This is a genomic window from Clostridium fungisolvens (genome assembly GCF_014193895.1).
In the GTDB taxonomy this organism is placed as follows: domain Bacteria; phylum Bacillota; class Clostridia; order Clostridiales; family Clostridiaceae; genus Clostridium_AR; species Clostridium_AR fungisolvens.
Window position 1 is genome coordinate 1,294,494 of the sequence record NZ_BLZR01000001.1, and the last position, 24,964, is coordinate 1,319,457.

Here is a 24,964-nt window from a genome sequence, read left to right on the forward strand (position 1 = left end):
GCTAATGTATGAAGGTGGACTTTTTTAAGGAAGCTTTATCAATAAATGACGAGTTAGTAGCACTAAGAAGAGATTTTCATGAAAATCCTGAATTAGACTTTGAGGTTTTTAGGACTTCAAATAAAGTGAAGGAATTTTTAGATAAGGAAGGGATACCTTATAAATCTTATGCAGGTACAGGTGTATGCGGAATAATAGAAGGTACTGCAATTGAGGCAGAGGAAGGTGAAACTATAGCACTAAGAGGTGATATGGATGCACTTCCTATTCAAGATAAAAAGAGTTGCGAATATAGTTCTAAGGTTCCAGGTAAAATGCATGCTTGTGGGCATGATGCGCATACTACAATATTACTAGGAGCAGCTAAACTTTTAAATAAAAATAAGCATCTTTTAAAAGGAAAGGTAAAGCTTCTATTTGAACCAGCAGAAGAAACTACTGGCGGTTCAAGAGTTATGATAGCAGAAGGAGTTTTAGAAGAGCCTAAGGTGGATGCTGTACTTGGACTTCATGTAACAGAAGATCTAGAAGCTGGAAAGATAATGATTAAGAATGGAGTAGTTAACGCAGCATCAAATCCTTTTACCATAAAGATAAAAGGAAAAGGTGGTCATGGAGCGGCTCCAAACAATGCAGTTGATCCTATAGTTATTGCGGCACAAGTTGTATTAGCGCTTCAGACTATAGTGAGCAGAGAAATAACTCCTTTTAACCCAGCAGTACTTACTATAGGTAGTATCCAGGGCGGAACAGCACAAAATATTATTCCGGATGAGGTAGAGTTAAAAGGTATAATAAGAACTATGTCCTCTGAAGATAGAGAAAATACTAAGGTTAGATTAGAGGAGATAGTAAAGGGCATCTGCGCTGCCATGAGGGGAAGCTATGAAATAGATATTGAAGAGAGCTACCCATGTCTATATAATGATGACAACATGGTAGAGCTTGTAAGAAGTTCTGCAAAAGAAGCTATAGGTGAAGAAAATGTTGAGTTGCAACAGCTTCCAAGAATGTGGGTGGAAAGCTTTGCTTACTTTGCAAATGAGAGACCTGCAGCATTCTTTATGCTTGGAGCAGGAAATATTGAAAAAGGAATTACAGCACCTATTCATAATGCTAAATTTGATATAGATGAACAGTGCTTATCTATTGGAGTAGCTGTTCAATGTCAGTCAGTATTTAATTATTTGACAAGAGAATGAATTAATATTAAGCTAAACAATGGAAGAAACTTAATTAGGAGTTGATTATGTGAGAATAGAAATAGGAACAAATGAAGCAGGTCAAAGATTGGATAAATTTCTTAGAAAGCTTTTAAAGGATGTTCCACTAAGTGCTATATTTAGAGCACTAAGAAAAGGCGATGTTAAAGTCAATGGAAAAAAGGAGAAAGAGAAGTATTCACTTCAAGTTGGAGATTTAATAGAGATAAAATATATAGATTCCAAGAAGGATAAGACTGAAAAGTTCCAGTTAGTAGATCCGAAGTCTTTAAAGATAACTTATGAAGATGAAAATATGCTTTTGGTAGAAAAATGGCCAGGAGTGTTGGTGCATTCTGATAAAAAGGATGGAGAGCCAACTCTTAATGATTATGTTTTATCATATCTTCATAAAAAGGGAGATTATACTCCAGAAAAGGAACTTACCTTTACACCAGCTCCATGCAATAGACTAGACAGAAATACTTCTGGAATAGTGTTTTTTGGAAAGAACTTCGAATCTTTAAAGCTTCTTAATGAAATGATAAGAGAAAGAAAAATACAAAAGTACTATACTGCTCTAGTTAGAGGTAGAATCAAAGACGGTAAATATGAAGCATATATATCTAAGGATGATGAAAATAACACTGCAACAGTATATGATAAATATGTTCCAGATACTAAGGAAATAGCTATGGATGTTAAGACTATCCAAAGTAATGGTGCATATTCACTTATAGAATTAGAACTAATTACAGGTAGAAGTCATCAACTAAGAGCTCATTTAGCACATTTGAATAATCCTATTATAGGCGATCCTAAATACGGTGACAAAAAGCTAAATAATTTCTTTGAAAACAAATTTGGACTTAATTATCAATTTTTATATGCATATAAGGTTATATTTAGGGATGTACCAGAAAAGTTCAGCTATTTAAATAATAAAACTATAGCTGAAGGTCTTCCTCCTATGTTTAAAAAGGTGAAAAAGGACGTATTTAAATTTGTTATTTAGTTAGGGGTATATTATGAAAGAGCAATCAACCAGTAAAGGATTTGCCATACTTTCATTAGCAGGCATATTAGCAAAGCTTTTGTCTTTGCTATATGTACCTTTGCTTCAAGGGATAATTGGAACTGGAGGTTATGGTATATATCAAAAGACCTATGAGGTCTTTACCTTTCTTTATGCTGTATTAAATCTCGGAATGCAGACAGCAATAGCAAAATATATATCTGAGCTTTCAGCAGTTGAAAATCATAGAGATGCTCAGAGAACCTTTAGATTAGCAAGAACATTGTTACTTCTGTTTGGAACTGGAATTACACTTGTACTTATAGCCAGTGCTAAGTTTATAGCTCAAAAAAGTGGTAATCCAGACATATTTATAGGACTTATAACTTTAGCACCTGCTATAGCGTTAACATCTGTTTTATGTGCCTACAGAGGTTATTTTCAAGGAAGAAGGCTTATGGGGCCATTAGCTGTATCTCAAGTAGTCGAGCAGTTTATGAATGTGGCAGTAAGTTTGTTATTCGCATTTATTTTCGTAAAGTACGGAGTTGAAAAAGGAAGTGCAGGAGGAACCGTCGGAACTTCTTTAGGAGCTTTTATAGCAATAGTTTATCTAATTTACATAGCAGCAGTTGAGAGAATTGATAAGCAAGTAATTAATAAAGATAAGGATATCAAGAGAATAAGAACCAAAACAATAATAAAGAAGCTTGTGACCTATGGATTTCCGATAGCATTAAGCGCAGGTCTTCAAAATTTTGGAGCTTTGGTTGATATGTTTAATGTTACTGCGAGACTATCCTATGCGGGATTTACAAAAGATCAAGGGAATGTTCTATATGGAATCCTAGGATACTATAAAACCCTTTTATATGTTCCATTAACGATTATAACCGCATTAGCTACAGCAGTAATGCCAGCTATAGTTAGAGCATTAGTAGCTAAAGATAAGAAGAGCATGAAGGAAAGTATATTGTTTGCAATAAGAATAAGCTATGATATAGCAATTCCAGCGGCGTTTGGACTAGCTATTTTGAGTGCAGAGATATATAAAGTGCTTTTTGGTAAGACTACTGGATATGAGCTTATGGTATATGGATCAGTGGTGGTTATTTTTATGGCTATAGTTCAAATACAAAATACAATTCTACAAGCAGTAAATAAGTTTTATTTTGTAGTTGGTTCTTTGTGTGTAGGTATAGTATTAAAAATAGCATCTAACTATATTTTAATAGGATACAGAGACATTAATGTAAAAGGTGCAGTTGTTGGCGGAATTCTATGTTTCTTTGTACCGATGGTGTTGAATCATAGAAAGATGTGTAAAACTCTTAAGTTTAAATTTTCTTTACTTAAGGTAGCATCTAAGCCTATATTAAGTTCTCTAGCTATGACTGCAGTTATATTTGTTTTAAAAATATCTGTATTCGGAATAATGAACACTTATTTAGGTGAAGGAAGAATAGTTAATTCAATAATTTTATTTATTGCCATAGTATGTGGTGGAATTGTATATTTATATACAATGATATCCATAGGAGGAATAACAAAAGCCGAGATCGATTCTATGTCACCAAAAGTATCTAGATTACTACCAAGATTTTTAAAAAGACGTCTTAGATAGATTGATAAATAAGTAAAGGGATGAGGTTTTCCTCATCCCTTTACTTATCGTAATTTTTTATGAATTCTTTAATGTTTTTTTGAATATTATTTAAGATTTTCCTGATATTATCTTGGAAGTTTTTCCTTTATTAAATAACATATATACATACAGTTAATCGGAGCCAATTAAAACACGTAAATATTAAATCACTCTAACTTTAATTTTAAGGAAACAAATATAAAAAATGAGAAACATGAAACAATAAGCACTATATTTCTTATTATTAGATTTATACCTGATAAGAAAGGCATTAAAACTGTTAGAAGATAGAAAGTTAAAATACCAATTAATATATATATAATTACTTCTCCAAAAGATATATTTATATCAATAACTTTATTAACTTCGTATAGATTTAATATCAAACTTAAGGTTGAAACTATGAAAGCTGTTATTGCATAGCCATAAACATTAATAGATGGAATACCAGTGAGTACATATAAACATATAAGTTCTATTATCTCAGTGATTATAGAATTTCTTAATATGGCATTTTGTTTACTTAGTCCATTTAATATACCAAACATGGTAGCAGCTGTAAAAGAGATAGGCGTACAAAATCCTGCTATTTTTATATAGGAACCTAGATCATTTCTTTGAAAAAACATTTGACCTAAAGAGGTTGGTATTAAGGTACATACGATTGTTGTGCATATACCAAGTAGAAATACTAATCGTACAACTTGTCTTATTCTACGGGTGGCAGAATAATAGTCCTTTTTGTTCATAGATTGAGATAAATCAGGTATAATTAGCGTGTTTAATGATTGTATTATAATGAGAGGAAAAGTTACTATGGTTAAAGCCATTCCACCATATTTTCCTATCATAGACAGTGCAGTGCTATATTCAAAGCCTGCTTGCACAAGTCTTCTTGGTACAATTAGCGCTGACATTGTATAGAATATACTTGTTAAAAATCCAGTAATACAAAGAGGAACAGATACTACTAAAACATCAAATAATAATTGGGCTCGTCCTTCTTTTTTTGCTGGTATTACAGGTATTTTTCTAGTTATAGCTTTGTAATATATAAATAATAAAGCTAAGCTTTGGAACTCACCTATACATAAAGATATATAAGCAACTGTAACTAAAGAAGAAAGAGAGTTTACTCTAAAAAAATAAATCAAAAGAGCTATAACAAAAATCCTTATTCCCTTTTCTAATATGTCTATAAAGGCAGGCATAACTATTTTTGAACTGCCATAAAAATATCCTTTTAATATGTTAGATAATGCAATAAAAATCATTGCAGGACAAGTTACCTGTATTGCATTTATAGTTCTAGCATCCTTTACCCAATATCCACCTATAGCAGGTGCAGCTAAAAAAACTAATATTCCTATTATGCTTGCCCAGATTAAATTGAACATTGCAACTGTTCGTATAGTCTTGAATAGATTGCCGTAATCATTTTTAGATGAATATACTGCAGAAACCTTCGAAATAGCAGCAACAACCCCTGCAGTCATTAAGCAGATGAATAAATTGTAAATAGGCATAACTAAACCGTAAAGTCCCATCCCCTCTGGTCCTAATACCTTCGAAAGATAAATTGAAAATATAAATCCTAACATTCCAGTTGTTAGGTTGGCTGCAGTTAAAAGAATAGAATTCTTATAAAAACTATTTTGCTCCAATATAATCACTCCTCTAAGCCTCAATAATAAAAATTATTCAAAAAAGTGGACAAATATTCATTGCTTATCATTATTTGTACTAAGTAAAAATATATTTAGCATAGGAGCTTGGATAATGGAGGAATATATGAAGAAAATAATACTAATTGCTTTTAGTATAATTTTATCCCTTATAGGAGCAGCTCTTATCTTTAATAATGTAATGAAATCAGATATTACATGTTTAGATAGAGAGATAGGCATATCCATAAAGTTTAAGGGGATGAAAGATGCTAACTGTTTTACCTATGATAGTTTAAATAATATTTACTTAGGAACTGATAATGGAATAGAACTAATTAAGACAGATGGGAAAAGTGAAGATATAATAAAAGATAAAGATTTGAAGATTTCATCAATAATTTATGAAGATAAGAAGTTATATTATATAAGTGATAATAAGCTTATTGGTTATGATCTTGAAAGTAAGAAAAAAGATATATTAATAAGTAATCTTCCAAGAAATAATGATATAGGCAAATATAGTATTATAGCACGAGATAATACTATATTTATTTCAATAAGTGCGGCTACTAATTCAGGGGTAGTTAGTGATAAGAAGTCTATCCCGGATATTTCACCTATAGAACTTACTTTGAGAGGGATAAACTACGGACAAGATAATACAGGAAGTTTCTCTAGTTATGGAATTAAAACTAAAAATGGACAAGTGATAAAAGAAAGTGTTATTGGGAATGCATGCGTTATAAGCTATGATATAAAAAATAAAAAAATTCAATTGTTCTCATCCGGTATTAGAAATATTGAAGGATGGGACTATAATTCCGCTGGATCTCTAATGGCTATAGTTGGAGGAATTAAAAATAATGGACTAAGAGCAGTACTAGGGGATACTGATTATATTTATGAATTAAAAAAAGATATATGGTATGGATGGCCAGATTATAGCGGAGGTGACCCGTTAAATTCTCCTAAATTTACTGATGAAAATGGTAAATCAGTAAAGATGATTTTAAGCAAGTTGCCTATGCTAAACCCTCCAGCTCCGTTTTATGTTCATAGTAATGCTGGTTCAATATATGGTTTAGCAGTGGATCGTGCGGGAGCCATAAAAGAAAAAGATTCTATGTTTTTTTATGATAAACATGAAACTAGCCTTTATAATTTAGATAACAATGGATTAAACAAAAAAATATTGAAGTTTAATGATAATATTGAATTAAAAGATATAAAACTGGTTAAACAATCAATATATATATTGGATAAAAGAAATGGAATAATGTATGAGTTAAAAAAACAAGAGAAAAATTTAATAGGTGGATATAGAAATATAATGTTTTTTTCTCTTTGTGTAATAATATTAATAATGGTTCTAACTCTAACGAAAATTAAGAAATAACAGAAATAGCTTAAAATTAATTAGATTTTTTTACGTATAAAAGCGAGGAGAAAGTTATGGGGAAACGTATGGAAAAAACTTATGGAAAAATGGCCCGTAGAGTAATGGTAGCTGTAAATCCTATTAAGAAAGTAGCAATAAAAACCCACTGTGTGGTTCATAAATATATAAATATACAGGCAATAGAAATATTAAAAAATGATGGTTATGAAGATGCACATATGTTTTATAAGAAACATTTAAAACAGTTAAATGATGGAGTAACCTGGGCAGATCAAGATTTTAAAAGCACTAATCATTTTTTTCATTATGAACTGGAGAAAGGTTTGTATGGTTTTTCTAATGCATTGGTAGAATGTCAAAAATACTATGATGAATCAATAGATCTAATTAAAAATGGGGAAGAACATAAAGGACTGTTTTTTCTTGGAGCATCTGCACACTTAATTCAAGATATGACTGTCCCACACCATGTTAATAACAGACTTTTAAAGAGTCATAGAAAATTTGAACTTTGGATTATCGATAGGTTGTTTAAACACCATAATTTTGGAGTAAGTAGTGGTACAAAGAAATATAACAGTGTAGAAGAATTTATTAAAAATAATGCAAAATTTTCAAATGAAGTTCATAATAAATATTTAAATATTGAAGATACAGAGCAAAGATATTTTAAAGTCACTAGTGAAATACTAAAGGAAGCTCAGATCACTACAGCTGGGTATCTTTTATATTATTATGATAATATAATTGTAAGGTATGATAAGGAAAAAGATTTATAAAGATAATGTAAGTTAAAAGATAGAATTACTTAGTTGGAAAAGAATTCCGTGGTATAGAGGAATTCTTTTTTTTATGTAGAATAGTAAATAGTGTGCAAGACAATATTTACAAGGGAGTAATTTTATGGAATATATTTTGGATATGAGAGAAATAAGCCTTGACGGGGATTTATTGGATATAGGAAAAGAAAACTACGGGATAATATATAATTTGAAAAAGAATATGGAAGATGAGATTTCTGTGGATTATTTTGATGATAGAGAGATTTTAAGCGAAAAAGAAGCAATATTTTATGACGGAGCAGTACTTTTTTTTACTATGGGAAAGATATGGAGTAATAGCGGAAGACGTGAGATAATAAAACATATATGGAATCTAATTAAAGATGACGGATATCTCTATATATGGGATTATGATAAGAAGGCAAAAGAAATAGTAAACGCTAATATAAAAGTTTTACTTCCAGGGGATAAAACTAAAGAATTTAAGTATAGAGATATGAATCCAATAAATCAATTTAATGTAGAATTTATAAAAAAAGCTGCGGAAAGTTATTTTGAAATAGAAAAAGTTGATTTTTATGATAAAATTTACTTTGTAAAAGCAAAAAGAAGGGAAAGAACAAGTGATGAAAATATTATTAACAGGAGTAAATTCAAAATACATTCATAGCAATTTAGCTATAAGGTATTTGAAAGCATACACTGAGGATTTGCCATGTGAATGCAAGATTAGAGAATTTAGCATCAACGATAGGATAGAAATAATACTAGAACAAATCATATTAGAAAAAGCTGATGTAGTAGCATTTTCTTGTTATATTTGGAATATGGAGTATATAAATAAGCTTGCAAATCTTATAAAGTTAGTAGATAAAGATATAGAAATATTATATGGAGGACCTGAAGTTTCATATGATAGTGAAAATTTTCTAAAAGATTGTAACGGTGAGTATGTCATATCCGGTGAAGGTGAAGATAGCTTTAGAGAATTTGTAGAGTATAAACTGGGATTAAGAGAGATAGCTTCAATTAGAGGGCTTTATTATAAAAGAGAAGAAAAAGTAATATTTAATGGATTAAGACCTCAGATGAATATGAATGATCTAAGATTTCCATATAAAGAAGGGGATAAAGAAATACATAATAAAATAGTTTATTATGAAGCATCAAGAGGATGTCCTTTTAAATGCAAATACTGCTTATCCTCAACGGCTAATGGAGTTAGGTTTTTAGATATAGAAAGAGTAAAGAAAGAATTAAAGTTTTTCATTGATGAAAAAGTAAGATTAGTTAAATTCGTTGATAGAACCTTTAATTGTAATCATGATTTTGTTAAGGAAATATGGGAATTTTTAATAGAACAAGATACTAAAACAACCTTCCACTTCGAGATTTCAGCAGATCTTTTAAGAGATGACGAAATAAAACTTTTAAATAAAGCTCCTAAGGGAAGAATTCAATTAGAAGTTGGAGTACAAACAACTAATAATGAAGTACTAAATAATATTAATAGGTATGTTGGATTTGAAACAATAAAGGATAAAGTTGTAGGAATAGCCGAGGGCCACAATGTAAAACAGCATCTTGATTTGATTGCTGGACTTCCAGGTGAAGATTTTAATTCCTTTAAAAATTCTTTCAATGATGTACACTCCATAAGACCGGATGAAATACAACTTGGGTTCTTAAAGCTTCTTAAAGGATCTTCTATGAGAGATGAGGCGGAAAAGTGGGGGATTGTTTATGCTCCGTATGCCCCATATGAAATACTAAGTTCAAAAGATATAAGTTACGAAGAGCTTTTAGAATTAAAGAAGGTAGAAGAAATTGTTGATAAATATTATAATTCTCAAAAGTTTAATACCGTATTAAAATACTTTTTGAATAAGTTTGAAACTCCTTTTGACTTTTATTATGCAATGGGAAGTTATTTTCATGAAAGAGGATACTTTAATATAAATATAGGAAATACAGAATACTATAGAGTTTTTGTAGATTTTAATAATTATAAGTTTAATGGCGAGAATACTGAAGAATTAAAAGATATAATAAAATATGATTATTTAAAGTACAACAAAAAGAAGTGGTTACCTGAATTTTTAAATAGAGATATAACCAAGGAAGAAGAAAGAATCATAAAGGAAAAATTAAAAGATTCTTATGATTTTAAAAGATCTCATATAGAAAAATTTAATCTAGATATAATGCAATATATAGAAATGGGTAAATTGATTATGTCGCAAAATTACCTATTATTTGATTTAGATAATGAAGAGAATATAAAAGTTTTAAATAACATATTATAAAAAATAAAGTGCTGATAAAGCACTGTGCTAAAATTAATCAAAAAATAAAATTAAATATAACCGAAGTTTTGTAATTTTACATGGATATCCAATCATAAGATTAAGTTATTAATGGTTGGATATCTTTTTTTATTCTTTAGGAAATTCGCTTAAGCAAATTTTTATTTTTATAGTATTACTGGGTTAAGTAGAAGGTTGCAGCTGTATTTTAAATATTAATGAAAAATTTAAAAAATATATAACTCAAGTAGTAATGTATACAATATAAGACATAAGTAGTTAACGGTTGAAAAGTAACTGAAAAAATGGTACAATCTATATTAAAAGCGTTATTGAATACTGTATAAAGTATTAAGGTATAATTTGGTTTATGGAAAAGGGGTGATATTTTGGCTATAGAAATAGTGAATGAAATAAAAAATGCTGAAGCTAAGGCTGAAGGTATTATAAATAGTGCCAATTCTAAAAGTAAAGAAATGATTGATAATGCAATGACTTCTGGGCAGGAACAATATAATAATATAATAGAACAGAGTAAGTTAGATGCTGAGAAAATTCTAGAGAGGGCAACCGATGAGGCATTAAAAGATTCAGAACCAATTACAATAAGAGGCATTAATGAAATCCATATAATAAATAAATTAGATCAAGACAAAAGAGGAAGTGCAATAAAATTAATAATTGAGAGGATTGTGAATATTCATGGCAATAGTTAAAATGAATAAATTTACCCTACTCTCTTTTGAATCAGAGAAAGAGAAGCTTTTAAGCACACTTCAAAGCTTCCAAGGAGTTCAGTTCATTAATCTTCAAGAGGATGATGACTTTAATGAAGAGGTCGATCAAAAGAAGCTTTGGAAGGATGATGCAGGAGAAAAATATTCAACTTATGAAGATAATCTTATGAAGATTAAATTTTCTCTAGATTTTATTAATGAGTTTTCTCCTGAAAAAAAATCAATGCTTTCAATGCTAGATGATAAAAAAGAAATTTCCTTAAGAGATTTAGAAGAAAGTATAGAAAGTAACAATTGGAATGAAGTATATGAGGAGCTTAAATCAAAAGAACAAGCTTTAAATAAATTAAATAATGAAATGACAAAAATAGAGGGTGAGATTTCGGAGTTAAGTGGATGGAGAAACTTAGATGTTTCAACATCGGAACTTATGAAATTTAAATATTCCAGTGCAATTCTTGGAACATTAGCTAAACAGTATGAGAGTAGTGTGTTAACTGATTTAGAAAGAGAATTAAAATACTCATATGTAGAAATTATAAATAGGGACAATCAAGACTTGTACTTATTTATAGTTCTTCATCATAGTGAACTTAAAAATGCTGATGAAATACTAAAAAGATATGGATTCACTTCGTTTGATGTGGACATAGATAAAACCCCTCAGCATTGTATTGATGAAAGTGCTTCTAAAATATCTAAGCTTAAAGAAGAAAAGAATTCTATAAAGGCTTCCATAGAAAAGTATGGAACTGAGAGGGAAAAACTCATAGAGGCATATGAATATTTTACTAATTTAGTAACAAGACTTGAAGCTTCTAACAATTTTCTAAAAACTAAAAGTGTCATAGCAATGTGTGGATGGAATTTAGCAGAGAACAATAATGAACTTATAAGAGCAATTGAAGAAACTGTAGGTGAGAAATATTTTATAGAATTTGAAGAGGTAAAAGAAGAGGAAGGAGAAGAAGTTCCAATAAAGCTTAGAAATAATGGCTTTGCATCTTCCTTTGAAGGCGTAATAGAAATGTATAGCCTGCCTAAATATTCGGAAATAGATCCAACCCCTATATTATCTATATTTTACTTTATATTCTTTGGAATGATGCTTTCTGATGCTGGATATGGATTAGTTATAATTGCAGCAGCAGCTTTTGCTTTATATAAATCAAAAGATAAGGAAAAAAGAAAAAACTATAAGATGTTTTTGTTTGCAGGAATATCAACAGTTATATGGGGAGCAATTTACGGAGGGTGGTTTGGTGACTTACCGAGTTACTTTGGAGTGGTTCCACCAAAACTACTTGATAGCACAGGAAATATATCTCAGATATTTATTCTTTCTTTAGCTTTTGGAGTTGTCCACATATTTATTGGGCTTGGAATTAAAGGTTATATGTTTATAAAAGCAGGAAACATAAAGGATGCTATATATGATGTCCTTACTTGGTATGTTACCCTTATTGGAGCTTTCTTAGCTATATTAGGTGTAGGTGGAAAACTAGGAATAGTAATGTTGGTAGTAGGTCTAGTAGGACTGGTAGTGACTCAAGGCAGAACTGCTCCAACCATTGGGGGAAAGATAGGATGGGGCATATATGGAGTGTATGGAATAACTGGTTACTTAGGTGATATAGTTTCTTATTCTAGATTATTGGCATTAGGACTCGCCACAGGATTTATAGCTAATGCTTTAAATCTCATAATAAGTTTATTCCCTGCACCGTTTAAATATATTGCGGCACCCTTTCTTTTTATAGGATTACACACTTTTAATTTACTAATCAACGCACTTGGGTCATATGTACATGCTGCAAGACTTCAGTATCTAGAGTTTTTCAGTAAGTTTTATGAAGGCGGAGGAAAGAAGTTTACTCCATATAAGCTTTCAGATAAATATATAAAAATTACGAAATAATAGGAGGATATAAAATATGAATACATGGGTAGAGTTTTTTCAGTCAACAAATAATGGATTAATAATGGCACTATTAGGAGCTGCATTAGCAGTTGGATTATCTGGTATAGGTTCAGCTCAAGGGATAGGAACCGTTGGTCAAGCAGCTGCAGGGCTTATGACTGAAGAACCAGATAAGTTTGGTAAGACATTTATACTTGTGGCACTTCCAGGTACTCAAGGTCTTTACGGTTTTGTTATAGCTTTATTACTTTTTACAAAGATTGGAATTTTTGGCGGAAATGCACCAGATTTATCATTAGGTTTAAAATATTTTATGGCATGTCTTCCAGTTGCTATAGCAGGTTGGAGATCAGCTATATGGCAAGGTAAGGTTGCTGCTGCAGGAATTCAGATATTAGCAAAGAGACCTAATGATGTTATGAAAGGTGTTATCTATGCAGTTATGGTTGAAACTTATGCTGTATTAGGTTTCGTTGCATCACTATTCATGGTATTGTTCGTGAAATAATTCTGAATCAATATATAGTTTGGAGTGAAACGTAATGGCAAAGATTGATGGTTTGATAAATAAGATTATAGAAGATGCGGAGACTGAGAGCGAAAGTATTTTGAAAAAAGCTGAAGCTGAAAGTAATGCCATTATCAAGAAAAAAATTGATGAGGCAAAAGAAGTTGGAAGTAGTATTATAAAAAAAGCCAATATAGAAGCAAAACTTAAGAGAGAGAGAATTATTTCAAATACCACTTTAAAGGTTAGGAATGAGAAGCTTGCTGCTAAGCAAAAAGCTATGAGTGAGGTATTTAATGAAGCTTTCGATGAACTTTGCTCCATGAGTGAAAAAGATTTTTTGAATTACTTAAAAGCAACTATAATATCTCTAAAAATTGATGGAGATGAAGAAATTATACTTAATACCAAATATAGAGAGTTTGTTGATAGTACATTTATAAGTGAGATAAATAATGAACTAATATCTATGAACAAGCCAGGGAATTTAAGAATTAGTAGCAGAATAGGTGATTTTAAAGGTGGCTTTATATTAGAGAAGAATGGAATAGAGATAAATAATACTTTTGAAGCTTTAATAAATTCTTATAGAGATGAATTGGAATTTGAAGTAGCTGATATTTTATTTAACTAAGGAGGGTTTAATTATGGATGCTATGGATTTTACCCAGGTGATTCCAAGGCTCAGAGTTTTAGAGAACAGACTCCTTGATAAATCGAAATTTGATAGGATGATTGATTCATCTTCAGCAGAGGATGCTTTAAGGATTCTTCAAGAAACCGAATATATTAATGTTTCAAAGGAGATAAGCCATCCTAAAGAATATGAAGTTATATTAAGTAACGAGCTTAAGAGAGTATTTAATATGATCTACGATGCAGCACCTCATAAAGAAGTTGTTGATATTATGAGTATTAAATATGATTTTCATAATTTAAAAGTTCTTATAAAAGCTAAACTTTTAGAGAAGAACTTTGATGATATACTCATACCAGTTGGTACAATAGAACTAAAAAAACTAAAAAATGCAATTGAAGATAGTAATTATAGAGATCTTCCTAGTATATTTGGAAGAACCATAGAAACAGTATTGGAGGATTTTTCTAAGGAGAAAGATCCACAAAGGATTGATTTAATCTCTGATAAATATCAGTATAGGCATATGAACGAAATATCAGTAAATCTGGATAATTATTTTATTAAGAATTATGTCGATAAGCTAATAGATTTAAGTAATATGAGAACCTTGCTGAGAGTGAAAAAACAGAAAAAACAAAGAGAGTTTCTGAGCTGCACACTGTTGGATGGTGGGAAAATAGATAAAGACAAAATATTAGCATTATTAAATGATTCAATTGAAAATGTCTATGGAAAATTATCTTATACAGATTATGCGGGTGTATTAAAAATTGGTATAGAACAGTATGGAAAAACAGGGTCTTCAAGTGAGTTAGAAAAACTAAGTGACAACTTTATAATGAGATTCATGAAAGATGCAAAATATATTAGTTTTGGACCAGAGCCTATTATAGCTTATATATATGCTAAAGAAAATGAGATAAAAAATATTAGAATTATAATGGTTGGTAAATTAAATAATATGCCTTCGGAAGTTATAAGGGAAAGGCTGCGTGAAGGATATGTATAAAAAGATTGCAGTTGTAGGAGATAAGGATTCTGTACTTGCTTTTAAGGCTTTAGGCTTAGAAGTTTTTCCTGTATTTGAGCCAGAAGAAGCAAGGAAAACAATTGATAGATTAGCAATGAAGGAATATGGTGTAATATTCGTCACAGAGCATGTGGCTAAAGATATTCAAGAAACTATTGAAAGGTATAATAGACAGACGCTTCCTGCAGTAATACTAATTCCAAGCAACCAAGGTACTTTAAATATTGGAACTAAAAGAATAAGTGATAATGTAGAAAAAGCAGTAGGTGTTAACATTTTATAGGAAGGTAGGTTAGGATATTGAAGACCGGAAGAATAATAAAGGTTTCTGGACCTTTGGTAGTTGCTGATAGCATGGATGAAGCCAATCTTTACGATGTTGTTAAGGTTGGAGACAAGGGTCTAATTGGTGAGATTATTGAAATGAGAGGCGATAGAGCTTCTATACAGGTATATGAGGAAACAGCAGGAATAGGACCTGGAGATCCAGTATTGTCCACAGGAGAGCCACTTTCCGTAGAACTTGGACCAGGACTTATAGAGTCAATGTTCGATGGAATACAAAGACCCTTAGAAGCTTTTATGAAAGCTGCCAATAGCTCCTTTCTTGTAAAAGGAGTGGCTGTAAAATCTTTAGATAGAGAAAAATTGTGGGAATTCAAACCAGTTGCTAAAATAGGAGACAGAGTGGCAGTAGGAGATGTACTTGGCTTAGTTCAAGAAACTGCTGTAGTAGAGCAAAAAATATTAGTTCCTTATGGTGTTGAAGGGGTTATAAAAGATATTAAAACAGGTAGCTTTACGGTAGAAGATGTGGTGTGTACTGTAGAAACAAGTTTTGGTTTGAAAGATGTAGTTATGATGCAAAAGTGGCCTGTAAGAAAAGGTAGACCATACAGCAGAAAATTAAATCCCATAGAACCAATGGTTACAGGACAAAGAGTAATAGATACATTTTTTCCGGTGGCTAAGGGTGGCGCGGCAGCTGTTCCAGGGCCTTTTGGAGCAGGGAAGACAGTAGTGCAACATCAGATAGCGAAATGGGGAGATGCTGAAATAGTTGTATATGTTGGCTGTGGAGAGCGTGGTAATGAGATGACAGATGTTCTTAACGAGTTTCCAGAACTTAAGGATCCTAAGACTGGAGAAAGCTTGATGAAGAGAACAGTACTTATAGCAAATACATCAAACATGCCAGTTGCAGCAAGAGAAGCTTCAATTTATACAGGTATAACTATTGCAGAGTATTTTAGAGATATGGGGTACTCGGTTTCTATAATGGCGGATTCTACTTCAAGATGGGCAGAGGCCCTTAGAGAAATGTCAGGAAGACTTGAAGAAATGCCTGGTGATGAAGGATATCCGGCGTATCTAGGTTCAAGACTTGCTGATTACTATGAAAGAGCTGGTAAGGTAGTATGCCTTGGTTCTGAAGGAAGACAAGGCACAATAACTGCAATAGGAGCTGTGTCACCTCCAGGAGGAGATATATCAGAACCTGTATCTCAAGCAACTTTAAGAATAGTTAAAGTTTTTTGGGGATTAGATGCTCAGCTTGCTTATAGAAGACACTTCCCAGCTATAAACTGGTTGAATTCATATTCTTTATATGTTGATAGAATAGGTCAATGGATGGATGAAAATATTGCTAAAGATTGGTCTGACTTGAGAGTAGAAGCTATGGCTCTTCTGCAAGAGGAAGCAAATCTTGAAGAGATAGTAAGGCTTGTAGGTATTGATGCTCTTTCAGAGGGGGATAGGTTGAAACTGGAAGTTGCTAAATCCATTAGAGAAGATTACCTTCAACAAAATGCATTCCATGATGAAGATGCATATACCACACTAAGTAAGCAATATAAGATGCTGAAGCTTGTGTTAAGCTTTAGACATGAAGGGGAGAGAGCTTTAGAAAATGGTATCTATTTAGAGAAGATTTTAGAAATTCCTTCAAGAGAAAGAATAGCAAGAAGCAAATATATATCAGAAAAAGATTTAACAAGAATAGACGAGATATTTGGAGCGGTTAAAGCAGATATTGATAAGCTTATAGAAGAAGGAGGTGTATTAGATGCTTAAGGAGTACAGGACAGTAACTGAAGTTGTTGGACCTTTGATGATTGTAGATAATGTTGAGGGTGTAAAGTATGACGAACTTGTAGAGATAGAACTACATACTGGTGAAATTAGAAGAGGAAAAGTTCTTGAAGTTAATGGAAGTAAAGCTATGGTACAGCTATTTGAAGGCTCATCAGGTATAAATTTGAAAGGTACAAAGGCTAAGTTTTTAGGCAGACCTCTTGAGATTGGAGTATCTGAAGATATGTTAGGCAGAGTCTTCGATGGGATGGGAAGACCTAAGGATAATGGTCCTAAGATAATTCCAGAAAAAAGGTTAGATATAGCTGGAGAAGCTATTAACCCGGTAGCTAGAAATTATCCTTCAGAATTCATTCAAACAGGCATTTCAGCTATAGATGGTCTTAATACTTTAGTAAGAGGACAAAAACTTCCGGTTTTCTCAGGTTCAGGACTTCCACATGCAGAATTGGCGGCGCAGATAGCAAGGCAATCAAGAGTTTTAAATTCAGACTCTAAATTTGCAGTTGTTTTTGCAGCCATAGGAATAACTTTTGAAGAAGCTGAATTTTTTGTGGAGGAATTTACAAGTACTGGTGCGATAGATAGATCAGTACTATTTATGAACCTGGCATCTGACCCAGCTATAGAAAGAATAGCTACCCCAAGAATGGCCCTTACAACTGCTGAGTACCTAGCTTATGAAAAAGGAATGCATGTACTTGTAATTATGACAGATATAACAAATTACTGTGAGGCACTAAGAGAAGTTTCAGCAGCTAGAAAAGAAGTTCCGGGAAGAAGAGGGTATCCAGGATATCTTTATACAGATCTTTCAACTTTGTATGAGAGAGCAGGAAGACTTAAAGGAAAAGAAGGCTCAATCACTCAAATTCCTATACTTACAATGCCAGAGGATGATAAGACTCACCCAATTCCTGATCTTACAGGGTATATAACGGAAGGACAAATCATACTTTCAAGAGAGTTATATAAAAAAGGCGTAATGCCTCCTATAGATGTTCTTCCTTCGCTTTCAAGACTCAAGGATAAGGGAATAGGTAAAGGAAAAACAAGAGAGGATCATGCTGACACATTAAATCAGTTATTTTCTGCTTATGCACAAGGTAAACAGGCTAAAGAACTAGCAACAATATTAGGAGAATCAGCTTTGTCAGAAGCGGATAAGAAGTTTGCTAAATTTGCAGAAGCCTTTGAGAAAGAGTATGTATCGCAAGGTTTTACTACAAATAGAGTAATAGAAGAAACATTAAATCTTGGTTGGAAATTATTAAAGATACTTCCTAAATCTGAGCTTAAGAGGATAAGAGACGAGTATCTAGAAAAATATTTATCTTCAGGAGATGATGAGTAGTCAATGTCAAAACTTAATGTTAATCCAACCAGAATGGAGCTCACGAAGCTTAAGAAGAGACTTACCACAGCAACTAGAGGGCATAAGTTACTAAAGGATAAGCAAGATGAACTTATGAGACAATTTATAACTCTAGTGAAGCATAATAATGTTTTAAGGAAAGAAGTAGAAGAAGAGTTGCATGAATCTTTAAAAGATTTTGTAATGGCTAGAGCAGTTATGAGTTCAGAGTTTTTGGAAGAGGCAGTTGCATTTCCTAAGGAGAACATAACTGTAGACATCGATACTAAAAACATAATGAGTGTAAATGTCCCAGTAATGAATTTCAAAAGAAAACTAGAAGGTGATGAAGGAAGCATATTTCCATATGGATTTTCAAGCACTTCCTCTGAACTAGATGATTCTATATCTAAGTTATATAGTATACTTCCAAAGCTTCTTGAACTAGCGGAAGTTGAGAAGAGCTGCCAACTTATGGCATATGAAATTGAAAAGACTAGAAGAAGAGTCAATGCACTTGAATATATGACTATTCCTCAGCTTCAGGAAACTATAAAATATATAAGAATGAAGCTTGAGGAAAATGAGAGAAGTGCTCTAACTAGACTTATGAAGGTTAAGTCAATTATACAAGAAAGAAGTTAGAAAGGCTTCATAAGGAAATTAATATCAGTTAAGTTCATTAAATAAAGACCATGTGTATTAGGGGATGATTCTGCTATATATACATGGTTTATAATTTTGTTTTTATCATTAGACATAGTTTTAATAAATAAATAATAAAATATAGTATTTTAAATTGAAAATTCATCAAAAGGTATATAAATTCTTTAAGTACGGGCTTTGTGAAAATTTATTCAATTAATATAAATTTTATTTATCATTAAAATAAAAGCGATAGATATTGCGAAATTTAGTTGTTTATAATATATAATTAATATGATATAATACAAAAAAAGGTATTAGGAGAAGTGCTATGAGAGAAAAGTTTGTGGGAAGAATTTTATTGTTTATTATAGTATCAGTAATAGTTAGCACTTTTGTAGTTTTTTTGTGGACAAGTATATCTGATTATTCTTCTAGTTTGAAAAATAACGATAAGGATTTTGAGACATATATTGAAAAGACAGTTGGGTATGATATAGATATATTGACTACCATGGAACAAGATAATTATAAATACATTATGTTTACGAAAAAAGGGTCCAACGGTGCAAATATTTTTGCTTTTAAAAAATGGCATTTTAATAGATTTATTGATGCTGGCGCAATTTTTCATTCAAATGATTTAAAGCAAGACAAATCTAGCAAATCGCTATTTGGTGCTCTTAACATTATGGATGAAAAAAATAAACAAAAGTATGTAGTTTTCGGCATTAATTCCTCTGATATAGCGAAATATTATACAATAGATATAAATGAGAAGGAGTTCAAGAGAGAAATTACGGATGCCTATTTTATAGACGTTTTAGATTTCAATGAAATGAGTTCGTTAAAGCTAAGAAGTATAAAGTTTTATGGAAAACATGATGAAGATGTAACTGATAAAATGATAATTAAGGATGAAAATGGACAATAAACTGTAGAGGTGATATTAATGAAGGACAAAGTAAAGTTGAGCACTTTGGAGCAAATAAAGGCATACTCAGATCCATATAGATTAAGAATACTTACATTACTAAGAAATAATGGAGATGCAGCTACTGTTAAAGAAATTGCTGATCAATTAGGCGAAGTGCCAGCGAAGGTACACTATCATATTAAAAAACTTGAGAAAGCTGGAATTGTTGAACTTATAAGAACTAAAGAAGTCAAGGGTATAATAGCAAAATACTACTATTTAACTGCAGATAGATTTGAAATTGTTGGAGAGAATATAAGCGAACAAGCAAAACAGATTTATAAATCAGAAGTTTTAAATTTAGTTAGTGACTATTATCAAAATTCTAGAAATGATGTTATTGAAGCCTTAAACTCTAGAATAGAAGATCACAATGAAGGAAATATATCATTAACTTCAAGAACCTTATATTTAACTAAAGAGGAATTTGAGGAATTAAATAGTTTAACTAGAGAAATGTTTGCTAAATATGAGGTGAAGAAAAAAGATGCCATACCATGTCATGCTTTTTCAGTGTTATGTAAGACCAATCCGGATGATAAATAAATCATTTACATAAACTTAACAATCACTACACTAATCCAAACATATTATATAGGGATACTATATATTTTTGGAGGCAGATTCAATGAGGATTGTTATAGATATAGATATAGTAAATCATGCAGAGATATTAGAGAAACATAAAGGTGGTTTTGCAAGTCTTTTAGCTAATAGCAGCTTTGTTAAGGAGCAAGTTGAACATGAAATTAGAAAAGAAATATTAAATAAGTTGACTAAAGCTTTAAAAGATGGATTGTCAGAAAACGGTGTAAAAGCAAGGATAAGAATAAATTAAAATGGGGGGCTCTAATGAGACCCTTTAATTTTTACATATATACAATATTCTCTGTTATTCTTTTGTTATCTTTGTGTGATAAATTAATGATATATTCTAAACATAAATGTCATTTATTAATACTTTAAATACAAAAGAAAAGGACGTTATTTTCTAGAGTTTTATAGGTATCTAAGATTTTTAAAAAATTTACATTTGTTTCACAACAAAAAGATTGAAGATAACATTATTTTGATACATAATTGTAATATTATTGAAAAAGATATGTTTATATGTAATTTTTCTTTGAATGTCCTTGAGAATATTATATAATATATGCTGTGCCCTAGGATAAAAGGAGAGATTTTAATGTTTAATTATATTTTAGGTATTGTAGTATCATCATTAGTGGCAATACTAATAACTCCATCACTAATGAAAATAGCTGAAAAAATAGAGTTTACTGATAAACCTACGGAGAGAAAAAAACATGATAAACCTATACCTATAATTGGTGGGATAGTTATGTTTATTGGTTTTTTTATAGGTTATTTCTTATTAGTGAGAAATGATAGAACTCAAAGTCTATATTTATTTGCTTCATCTATAATGATTTTATTAATAGGATTATTAGATGATTATTTTAAAACAAAAGGCAAAGAGTTTATGATATTTCCAAGAGTATTAGTACAAATATTAGCAGCAAGTTTAATCTATAAATCAGGTATTGTATTTAATGGAATTACAGATCCATTCAACGGCAGTTATATAGAGTTGCCTGTTGTATTAAAATACTTACTTACTATTACTTGGATATTTGGGGTTACTACAGTTATTAATTGGTCTGATGGAATGGATGGCTTAGCAGGTGGAATATCAACCATTTCAGCTACAACTCTGTTTGTAGTAGCGCTTGCAAAAGGGCAAACTGATTCAGCACTTATGTCAATAATCCTTGTAGGTGCAGTATTAGGATTCCTTAAGTACAATCGACACCCTGCGAGAATATTTATGGGAGATTCAGGTGCGAATTTTTTAGGATTTACATTAGCTATAATAGCTTTAGATGGAGCCTTTAAACAAGCTACAGTTATGTCTATATTCATCCCGTTTTTAGCGTTAGGTGTACCTATATTTGATAACTTATTTGTGATATTTAAGAGATTTAGTGAAGGTAAACCTGTATATCAAGCAGATAGAAGTCAAATACATTATAGGCTTGAGCAAAAAGGAATGAATACAAGGCAGGTAGTCTCCTATATATGTTTAATAAGTACCTGTTTAAGCCTTATTTCTATATTAATACTATTACTTAGATTATAAAAACTTAGTTTATAGTTAAGTTTTAAAATAGATTTAGGAGTAGAGCGCTATAAAGTTAACTAAAATAATATACTATATTATTAGTTAAAATAATAATTTGAAAATAATAATTAAAATTTAATTGATAATTATTAATAATATAGTATATAATATGATATTATATACATATAATGCTAAATAAATTGCAATTTAAATAATTGAATAAAACATCTTATCAAGAGTGGTGGAGGGACTGGCCCTGTGAAACCCGGCAACCTTATACAGGTTATATATAACTTAACTTATAGCGATTATGTAGTGCGATAAGTGATATAAGTTGAATTTTATTATTAACCGAGCATATAAAGGTGCTAAATCCTGCAGTTTTTACTGGAAGATAGGATATGCTTTGTGGTTTAGACCTAGAGGTATATCCTCTAGGTTTTTTTATTGTATAGGAAAGTATAAAAAAGAAGAATTTGTTTTTAAATTAAAGGAGGACTTACTATGCTAATTAAGGATTTATTTAAACAGAAGAGGATGGTTTTTTCTTTCGAAATATTTCCTCCAAAGCTTACTTCACCAATAGAGACGGTTTATAATACAATAGAAGAATTAGCCGTTTTAAACCCAGACTATATAAGTGTTACTTATGGTGCTGGTGGAAGTGTAAATAACAACAGAACTTGTGAATTAAGTTCTTTAGTAAAAAATAAATATGGAATAGAAGCATTAGCTCATCTTACATGTATTAACTCAAGCGAAGATAAAATAAATAGGATTGTTGACAATTTAAATAAAAATAACATCAAGAATATCTTAGCTTTAAGAGGAGATGTGAATGGAGAAGAAAATGGAAGTGATAGATATAACTATGCTTTTGAACTTATCAAGCATTTAAGAGAAAAAGGTAATTTATGTCTAGGAGCAGCTTGCTACCCTGAAGGACATGTACAAAGTGATAATTTAGATAATGATATATTGTATCTGAAAAACAAGGTAGATGCAGGAGCTGATTTTTTAGTATCGCAACTGTTTTTTGATAATAATTTGTATTATAACTTTCTTGATAAGGTAGCTAGCCAAAATATAAACGTACCAATTCAGGCAGGTATAATGCCTGTGACAAATAAGAAACAAATTGAGAGGATAGCATCACTTTCAGGTGCACATCTTCCACAAAAGTTTGTGAAGATAATGGATAAATACGAACATAATAAAGAAGCGCTTAGAGATGCAGGTATAGCTTATGCAGTGGAGCAGATTGTTGACTTGGTATCTTCTGGAGTAAGTGGAATACACCTCTATACGATGAATAATCCATACGTTGCAAAAAAGATAACAACTAGCATTGAATCACTAATTAATCACATAAATGAAGAAGCTATTTAAAGGAAACGGACTGTAAAAGCACTGAATTTTGCATAAGGTATTAACCATCTGATGATCTACTTCATAATCACTTAATTTAAACAATATTTTTAAACATAACCAAAGTAAATAATGTTTAGAAAGAATTTCAATGAATATGAATACTTAATGATCAACACACTATAGTTGTATCCTTAAAAATATTTATATATAAAATAATGGCTGTGTTTAGCACTGACTTGAAATTAAGGTGTTCTTAAAAAGTATCCTTTTTAAGAACCTTATTTCAAACGATGATAAATAAAGCCTTAATAATAAGGAGGTAGCTATGGGAATAAGTGAAAAAGACCATGCATATGAAGTTGCTAAAAAAATGATTATAGATGGAGAATCATGGGATAAGATAATGGAAGAAACAAAACTGAGATTAAAAGATTTAAAAAGGATCCAAAAGGAAGAAATAACTCCACATTTCTAAATTATCAAGTAGTTAAGTTTAGCTCTAAGCTGAATTTAACTACTTTTTAATTTAGGTAGCTGTTAAAGTGCCCTGTTGGAATTAAGTGCTTATCCGTCCGAAAACTTTTAAATTTATGAATCAATTATTAAATGAACTAGTAAAAGATAACCTATGTAAAATATTGGTTAAAATGTATGATTATGTTACGATGTAAAGATAAATCAATTTAGTATGCGATTAAAATTTTTGGTTTTAAAGACTTTAAGAAAAAGTTAAGAATTTATTAACTATAATCTTAAGTTTTAGCATTTATTATTATGATATAAGATTTACAGGGAGGATTAATATTATGAAAAGTAAAATTAAAGCATTTTTTCTTTCTTTTATACCTGGACTTGGGCACATATACTTAGGAGAAAATAATAGAGGATTGATATTCTTAGGAGGTTTCTTATCCTATATATTCACAGTAGGTTTCTTAAATCATTCATATGATATTATAGGGGGATATTCAAGAGTATTTGAAGCAGCAATACCTGCATTATGGATATTTAATGTGCTGGATTGTGTAATCAATGCAGAAAAAATAAACAAAGGAATGATAAACTTAGCGGATGATAAAAGTACTGAAGATGAAAGAAAGTTAATTTCATTCATGCTTTCTGTTATACCAGGATTAGGTCAGCTTTACTTAGGCGAGAAAGAAAAAGGACAAAAATTATTATCGCTCTTTTTGATTGTATATATAGTATCTTCATTAGTAAATATAGATATTCTAAGGCTAGGAGTGCCAGCAATAATAATCTATTCTATATTAGATTTAATGAATGTAAAAGGAATAAGAGATACAACAGAAATAAACTTTTCAGGAAAGTGGTTTGATAACTGGGTTAAACTCCTTGGCGTAGTGTTTATAGCAGCAGGTGTTATAGCATTAGCAAACAGATTTTTAGGTGAATTTGTAGATAATAGAGTTTTCTATATGATTAAAGATTATACAAAGGTTATATTATCTTCAGTGATTCTAATTGGATTTGGTATCAAAATGCTTTTTATGGGAAAGCCCAAGGAAATTAATGGGGAGGACTAG

At 30.9% G+C, this 24,964-nt stretch carries 24 protein-coding genes and 1 riboswitch; of the genes, 23 read left to right on the top strand and 1 reads right to left on the bottom strand.

The window, feature by feature from the left end:
• Positions 1–8 precede the first annotated feature (8 nt).
• Genes bsdtw1_RS05135 through bsdtw1_RS05145 form a run of 3 tightly spaced genes read left to right on the top strand, consistent with a single transcriptional unit; the run spans position 9 to position 3,841 of the window.
• Positions 9–1,202 (top strand): M20 metallopeptidase family protein, encoded by a 1,194-nt coding sequence (locus tag bsdtw1_RS05135; RefSeq protein WP_183276534.1) that lies wholly within the window; start codon positions 9–11, stop codon positions 1,200–1,202.
• 49 nt (positions 1,203–1,251) lie between these two features.
• Positions 1,252–2,217: an RluA family pseudouridine synthase gene (locus bsdtw1_RS05140; protein ID WP_183276535.1), complete on the top strand. Its 966-nt coding sequence runs from the start codon at positions 1,252–1,254 to the stop codon at positions 2,215–2,217.
• 13 nt (positions 2,218–2,230) lie between these two features.
• The gene (locus tag bsdtw1_RS05145; protein WP_183276536.1) at positions 2,231–3,841 is read left to right on the top strand and encodes a putative polysaccharide biosynthesis protein; all 1,611 of its coding nucleotides are present in this window, start codon (positions 2,231–2,233) and stop codon (positions 3,839–3,841) included.
• Positions 3,842–4,029: 188 nt separating this feature from the next.
• Here the strand turns inward: bsdtw1_RS05145 and spoVB are convergent, their stop codons facing one another.
• On the bottom strand, positions 4,030–5,526 hold the full coding sequence (gene spoVB, locus bsdtw1_RS05150; protein ID WP_183276537.1) for a stage V sporulation protein B: 1,497 nt from the start codon (positions 5,524–5,526) through the stop codon (positions 4,030–4,032).
• 127 nt (positions 5,527–5,653) lie between these two features.
• Between spoVB and bsdtw1_RS05155 the strand changes: the two genes are divergently transcribed.
• From bsdtw1_RS05155 to bsdtw1_RS05250, 20 genes are all read left to right on the top strand, one after another.
• Positions 5,654–6,925 carry a PQQ-dependent sugar dehydrogenase family protein gene (locus bsdtw1_RS05155; protein WP_183276538.1) on the top strand — a complete coding sequence of 424 codons (1,272 nt, stop codon included), beginning with the start codon at positions 5,654–5,656 and terminating at the stop codon, positions 6,923–6,925.
• Between the two features lie 56 nt (positions 6,926–6,981).
• On the top strand, positions 6,982–7,707 hold the full coding sequence (locus bsdtw1_RS05160; protein ID WP_183276539.1) for a zinc dependent phospholipase C family protein: 726 nt from the start codon (positions 6,982–6,984) through the stop codon (positions 7,705–7,707).
• A gap of 124 nt (positions 7,708–7,831) precedes the next feature.
• The gene (locus bsdtw1_RS05165) at positions 7,832–8,380 is read left to right on the top strand and encodes a hypothetical protein (protein WP_183276540.1); all 549 of its coding nucleotides are present in this window, start codon (positions 7,832–7,834) and stop codon (positions 8,378–8,380) included.
• Positions 8,337–10,016 carry a B12-binding domain-containing radical SAM protein gene (locus bsdtw1_RS05170; RefSeq protein ID WP_183276541.1) on the top strand — a complete coding sequence of 560 codons (1,680 nt, stop codon included), beginning with the start codon at positions 8,337–8,339 and terminating at the stop codon, positions 10,014–10,016. The genes bsdtw1_RS05165 and bsdtw1_RS05170 overlap by 44 nt, the downstream gene beginning before the upstream one ends.
• A 389-nt stretch (positions 10,017–10,405) precedes the next feature.
• Entirely contained in the window at positions 10,406–10,732 is a 327-nt protein-coding gene (locus tag bsdtw1_RS05175) for an ATP synthase subunit B family protein (protein ID WP_183276542.1), read from the top strand.
• The gene (locus bsdtw1_RS05180) at positions 10,719–12,671 is read left to right on the top strand and encodes a V-type ATP synthase subunit I (protein WP_183276543.1); all 1,953 of its coding nucleotides are present in this window, start codon (positions 10,719–10,721) and stop codon (positions 12,669–12,671) included. Before bsdtw1_RS05175 ends, bsdtw1_RS05180 begins: the two co-directional genes overlap by 14 nt.
• A gap of 16 nt (positions 12,672–12,687) precedes the next feature.
• Positions 12,688–13,182, top strand: coding sequence for a V-type ATP synthase subunit K (locus bsdtw1_RS05185; protein ID WP_183276544.1), 495 nt, complete (start codon positions 12,688–12,690; stop codon positions 13,180–13,182).
• 34 nt (positions 13,183–13,216) lie between these two features.
• A complete protein-coding gene (locus tag bsdtw1_RS05190) occupies positions 13,217–13,816 on the top strand; it encodes a V-type ATP synthase subunit E (RefSeq protein WP_183276545.1) in 600 nt (199 codons plus the stop codon).
• Positions 13,817–13,829: 13 nt separating this feature from the next.
• Positions 13,830–14,831 carry a V-type ATP synthase subunit C gene (locus bsdtw1_RS05195; RefSeq protein ID WP_183276546.1) on the top strand — a complete coding sequence of 334 codons (1,002 nt, stop codon included), beginning with the start codon at positions 13,830–13,832 and terminating at the stop codon, positions 14,829–14,831.
• Complete coding sequence (locus bsdtw1_RS05200; RefSeq protein WP_183279736.1) at positions 14,824–15,135, top strand: V-type ATP synthase subunit F; 312 nt, start codon at positions 14,824–14,826, stop codon at positions 15,133–15,135. Before bsdtw1_RS05195 ends, bsdtw1_RS05200 begins: the two co-directional genes overlap by 8 nt.
• Before the next feature lie 17 nt (positions 15,136–15,152).
• The gene (locus tag bsdtw1_RS05205; RefSeq protein WP_183276547.1) at positions 15,153–16,928 is read left to right on the top strand and encodes a V-type ATP synthase subunit A; all 1,776 of its coding nucleotides are present in this window, start codon (positions 15,153–15,155) and stop codon (positions 16,926–16,928) included.
• Positions 16,921–18,303, top strand: coding sequence for a V-type ATP synthase subunit B (locus bsdtw1_RS05210; RefSeq protein WP_183276548.1), 1,383 nt, complete (start codon positions 16,921–16,923; stop codon positions 18,301–18,303). Before bsdtw1_RS05205 ends, bsdtw1_RS05210 begins: the two co-directional genes overlap by 8 nt.
• A 3-nt stretch (positions 18,304–18,306) precedes the next feature.
• Positions 18,307–18,948, top strand: a complete 642-nt coding sequence (locus bsdtw1_RS05215) for a V-type ATP synthase subunit D (protein ID WP_183276549.1) — start codon at positions 18,307–18,309, stop codon at positions 18,946–18,948.
• Between the two features lie 331 nt (positions 18,949–19,279).
• Positions 19,280–19,882, top strand: a complete 603-nt coding sequence (locus bsdtw1_RS05220) for a glycoside hydrolase family protein (protein WP_183276550.1) — start codon at positions 19,280–19,282, stop codon at positions 19,880–19,882.
• Positions 19,883–19,900: 18 nt separating this feature from the next.
• Positions 19,901–20,470, top strand: coding sequence for an ArsR/SmtB family transcription factor (locus tag bsdtw1_RS05225; RefSeq protein WP_183276551.1), 570 nt, complete (start codon positions 19,901–19,903; stop codon positions 20,468–20,470).
• 82 nt (positions 20,471–20,552) lie between these two features.
• Positions 20,553–20,762: a hypothetical protein gene (locus bsdtw1_RS05230; protein ID WP_183276552.1), complete on the top strand. Its 210-nt coding sequence runs from the start codon at positions 20,553–20,555 to the stop codon at positions 20,760–20,762.
• Between the two features lie 348 nt (positions 20,763–21,110).
• Complete coding sequence (locus bsdtw1_RS05235; RefSeq protein ID WP_183276553.1) at positions 21,111–22,064, top strand: MraY family glycosyltransferase; 954 nt, start codon at positions 21,111–21,113, stop codon at positions 22,062–22,064.
• 208 nt (positions 22,065–22,272) lie between these two features.
• Positions 22,273–22,447, top strand: a riboswitch (SAM riboswitch).
• A 103-nt stretch (positions 22,448–22,550) separates the two neighbouring features.
• Entirely contained in the window at positions 22,551–23,435 is an 885-nt protein-coding gene (metF, locus tag bsdtw1_RS05240) for a methylenetetrahydrofolate reductase [NAD(P)H] (RefSeq protein WP_183276554.1), read from the top strand.
• 307 nt (positions 23,436–23,742) lie between these two features.
• Complete coding sequence (locus bsdtw1_RS05245; RefSeq protein WP_183276555.1) at positions 23,743–23,892, top strand: hypothetical protein; 150 nt, start codon at positions 23,743–23,745, stop codon at positions 23,890–23,892.
• Positions 23,893–24,223: 331 nt separating this feature from the next.
• Entirely contained in the window at positions 24,224–24,964 is a 741-nt protein-coding gene (locus tag bsdtw1_RS05250; protein ID WP_183276556.1) for a hypothetical protein, read from the top strand.

Coding starts and splice junctions, on each gene's coding strand:
- bsdtw1_RS05215 (WP_183276549.1), top strand. CDS start 18,307: ATGTCAAAACTTAATGTTAATCCAACCAGAATGGAGCTCACGAAGCTT.
- bsdtw1_RS05180 (WP_183276543.1), top strand. CDS start 10,719: ATGGCAATAGTTAAAATGAATAAATTTACCCTACTCTCTTTTGAATCA.
- bsdtw1_RS05200 (WP_183279736.1), top strand. CDS start 14,824: ATGTATAAAAAGATTGCAGTTGTAGGAGATAAGGATTCTGTACTTGCT.
- bsdtw1_RS05195 (WP_183276546.1), top strand. CDS start 13,830: ATGGATGCTATGGATTTTACCCAGGTGATTCCAAGGCTCAGAGTTTTA.
- bsdtw1_RS05145 (WP_183276536.1), top strand. CDS start 2,231: ATGAAAGAGCAATCAACCAGTAAAGGATTTGCCATACTTTCATTAGCA.
- bsdtw1_RS05230 (WP_183276552.1), top strand. CDS start 20,553: ATGAGGATTGTTATAGATATAGATATAGTAAATCATGCAGAGATATTA.
- bsdtw1_RS05245 (WP_183276555.1), top strand. CDS start 23,743: ATGGGAATAAGTGAAAAAGACCATGCATATGAAGTTGCTAAAAAAATG.
- bsdtw1_RS05210 (WP_183276548.1), top strand. CDS start 16,921: ATGCTTAAGGAGTACAGGACAGTAACTGAAGTTGTTGGACCTTTGATG.
- metF (WP_183276554.1), top strand. CDS start 22,551: ATGCTAATTAAGGATTTATTTAAACAGAAGAGGATGGTTTTTTCTTTC.
- bsdtw1_RS05220 (WP_183276550.1), top strand. CDS start 19,280: ATGAGAGAAAAGTTTGTGGGAAGAATTTTATTGTTTATTATAGTATCA.
- bsdtw1_RS05235 (WP_183276553.1), top strand. CDS start 21,111: ATGTTTAATTATATTTTAGGTATTGTAGTATCATCATTAGTGGCAATA.
- bsdtw1_RS05225 (WP_183276551.1), top strand. CDS start 19,901: ATGAAGGACAAAGTAAAGTTGAGCACTTTGGAGCAAATAAAGGCATAC.
- bsdtw1_RS05135 (WP_183276534.1), top strand. CDS start 9: ATGAAGGTGGACTTTTTTAAGGAAGCTTTATCAATAAATGACGAGTTA.
- bsdtw1_RS05250 (WP_183276556.1), top strand. CDS start 24,224: ATGAAAAGTAAAATTAAAGCATTTTTTCTTTCTTTTATACCTGGACTT.
- bsdtw1_RS05170 (WP_183276541.1), top strand. CDS start 8,337: ATGAAAATATTATTAACAGGAGTAAATTCAAAATACATTCATAGCAAT.
- bsdtw1_RS05185 (WP_183276544.1), top strand. CDS start 12,688: ATGAATACATGGGTAGAGTTTTTTCAGTCAACAAATAATGGATTAATA.
- bsdtw1_RS05155 (WP_183276538.1), top strand. CDS start 5,654: ATGAAGAAAATAATACTAATTGCTTTTAGTATAATTTTATCCCTTATA.
- bsdtw1_RS05160 (WP_183276539.1), top strand. CDS start 6,982: ATGGGGAAACGTATGGAAAAAACTTATGGAAAAATGGCCCGTAGAGTA.
- bsdtw1_RS05165 (WP_183276540.1), top strand. CDS start 7,832: ATGGAATATATTTTGGATATGAGAGAAATAAGCCTTGACGGGGATTTA.
- bsdtw1_RS05190 (WP_183276545.1), top strand. CDS start 13,217: ATGGCAAAGATTGATGGTTTGATAAATAAGATTATAGAAGATGCGGAG.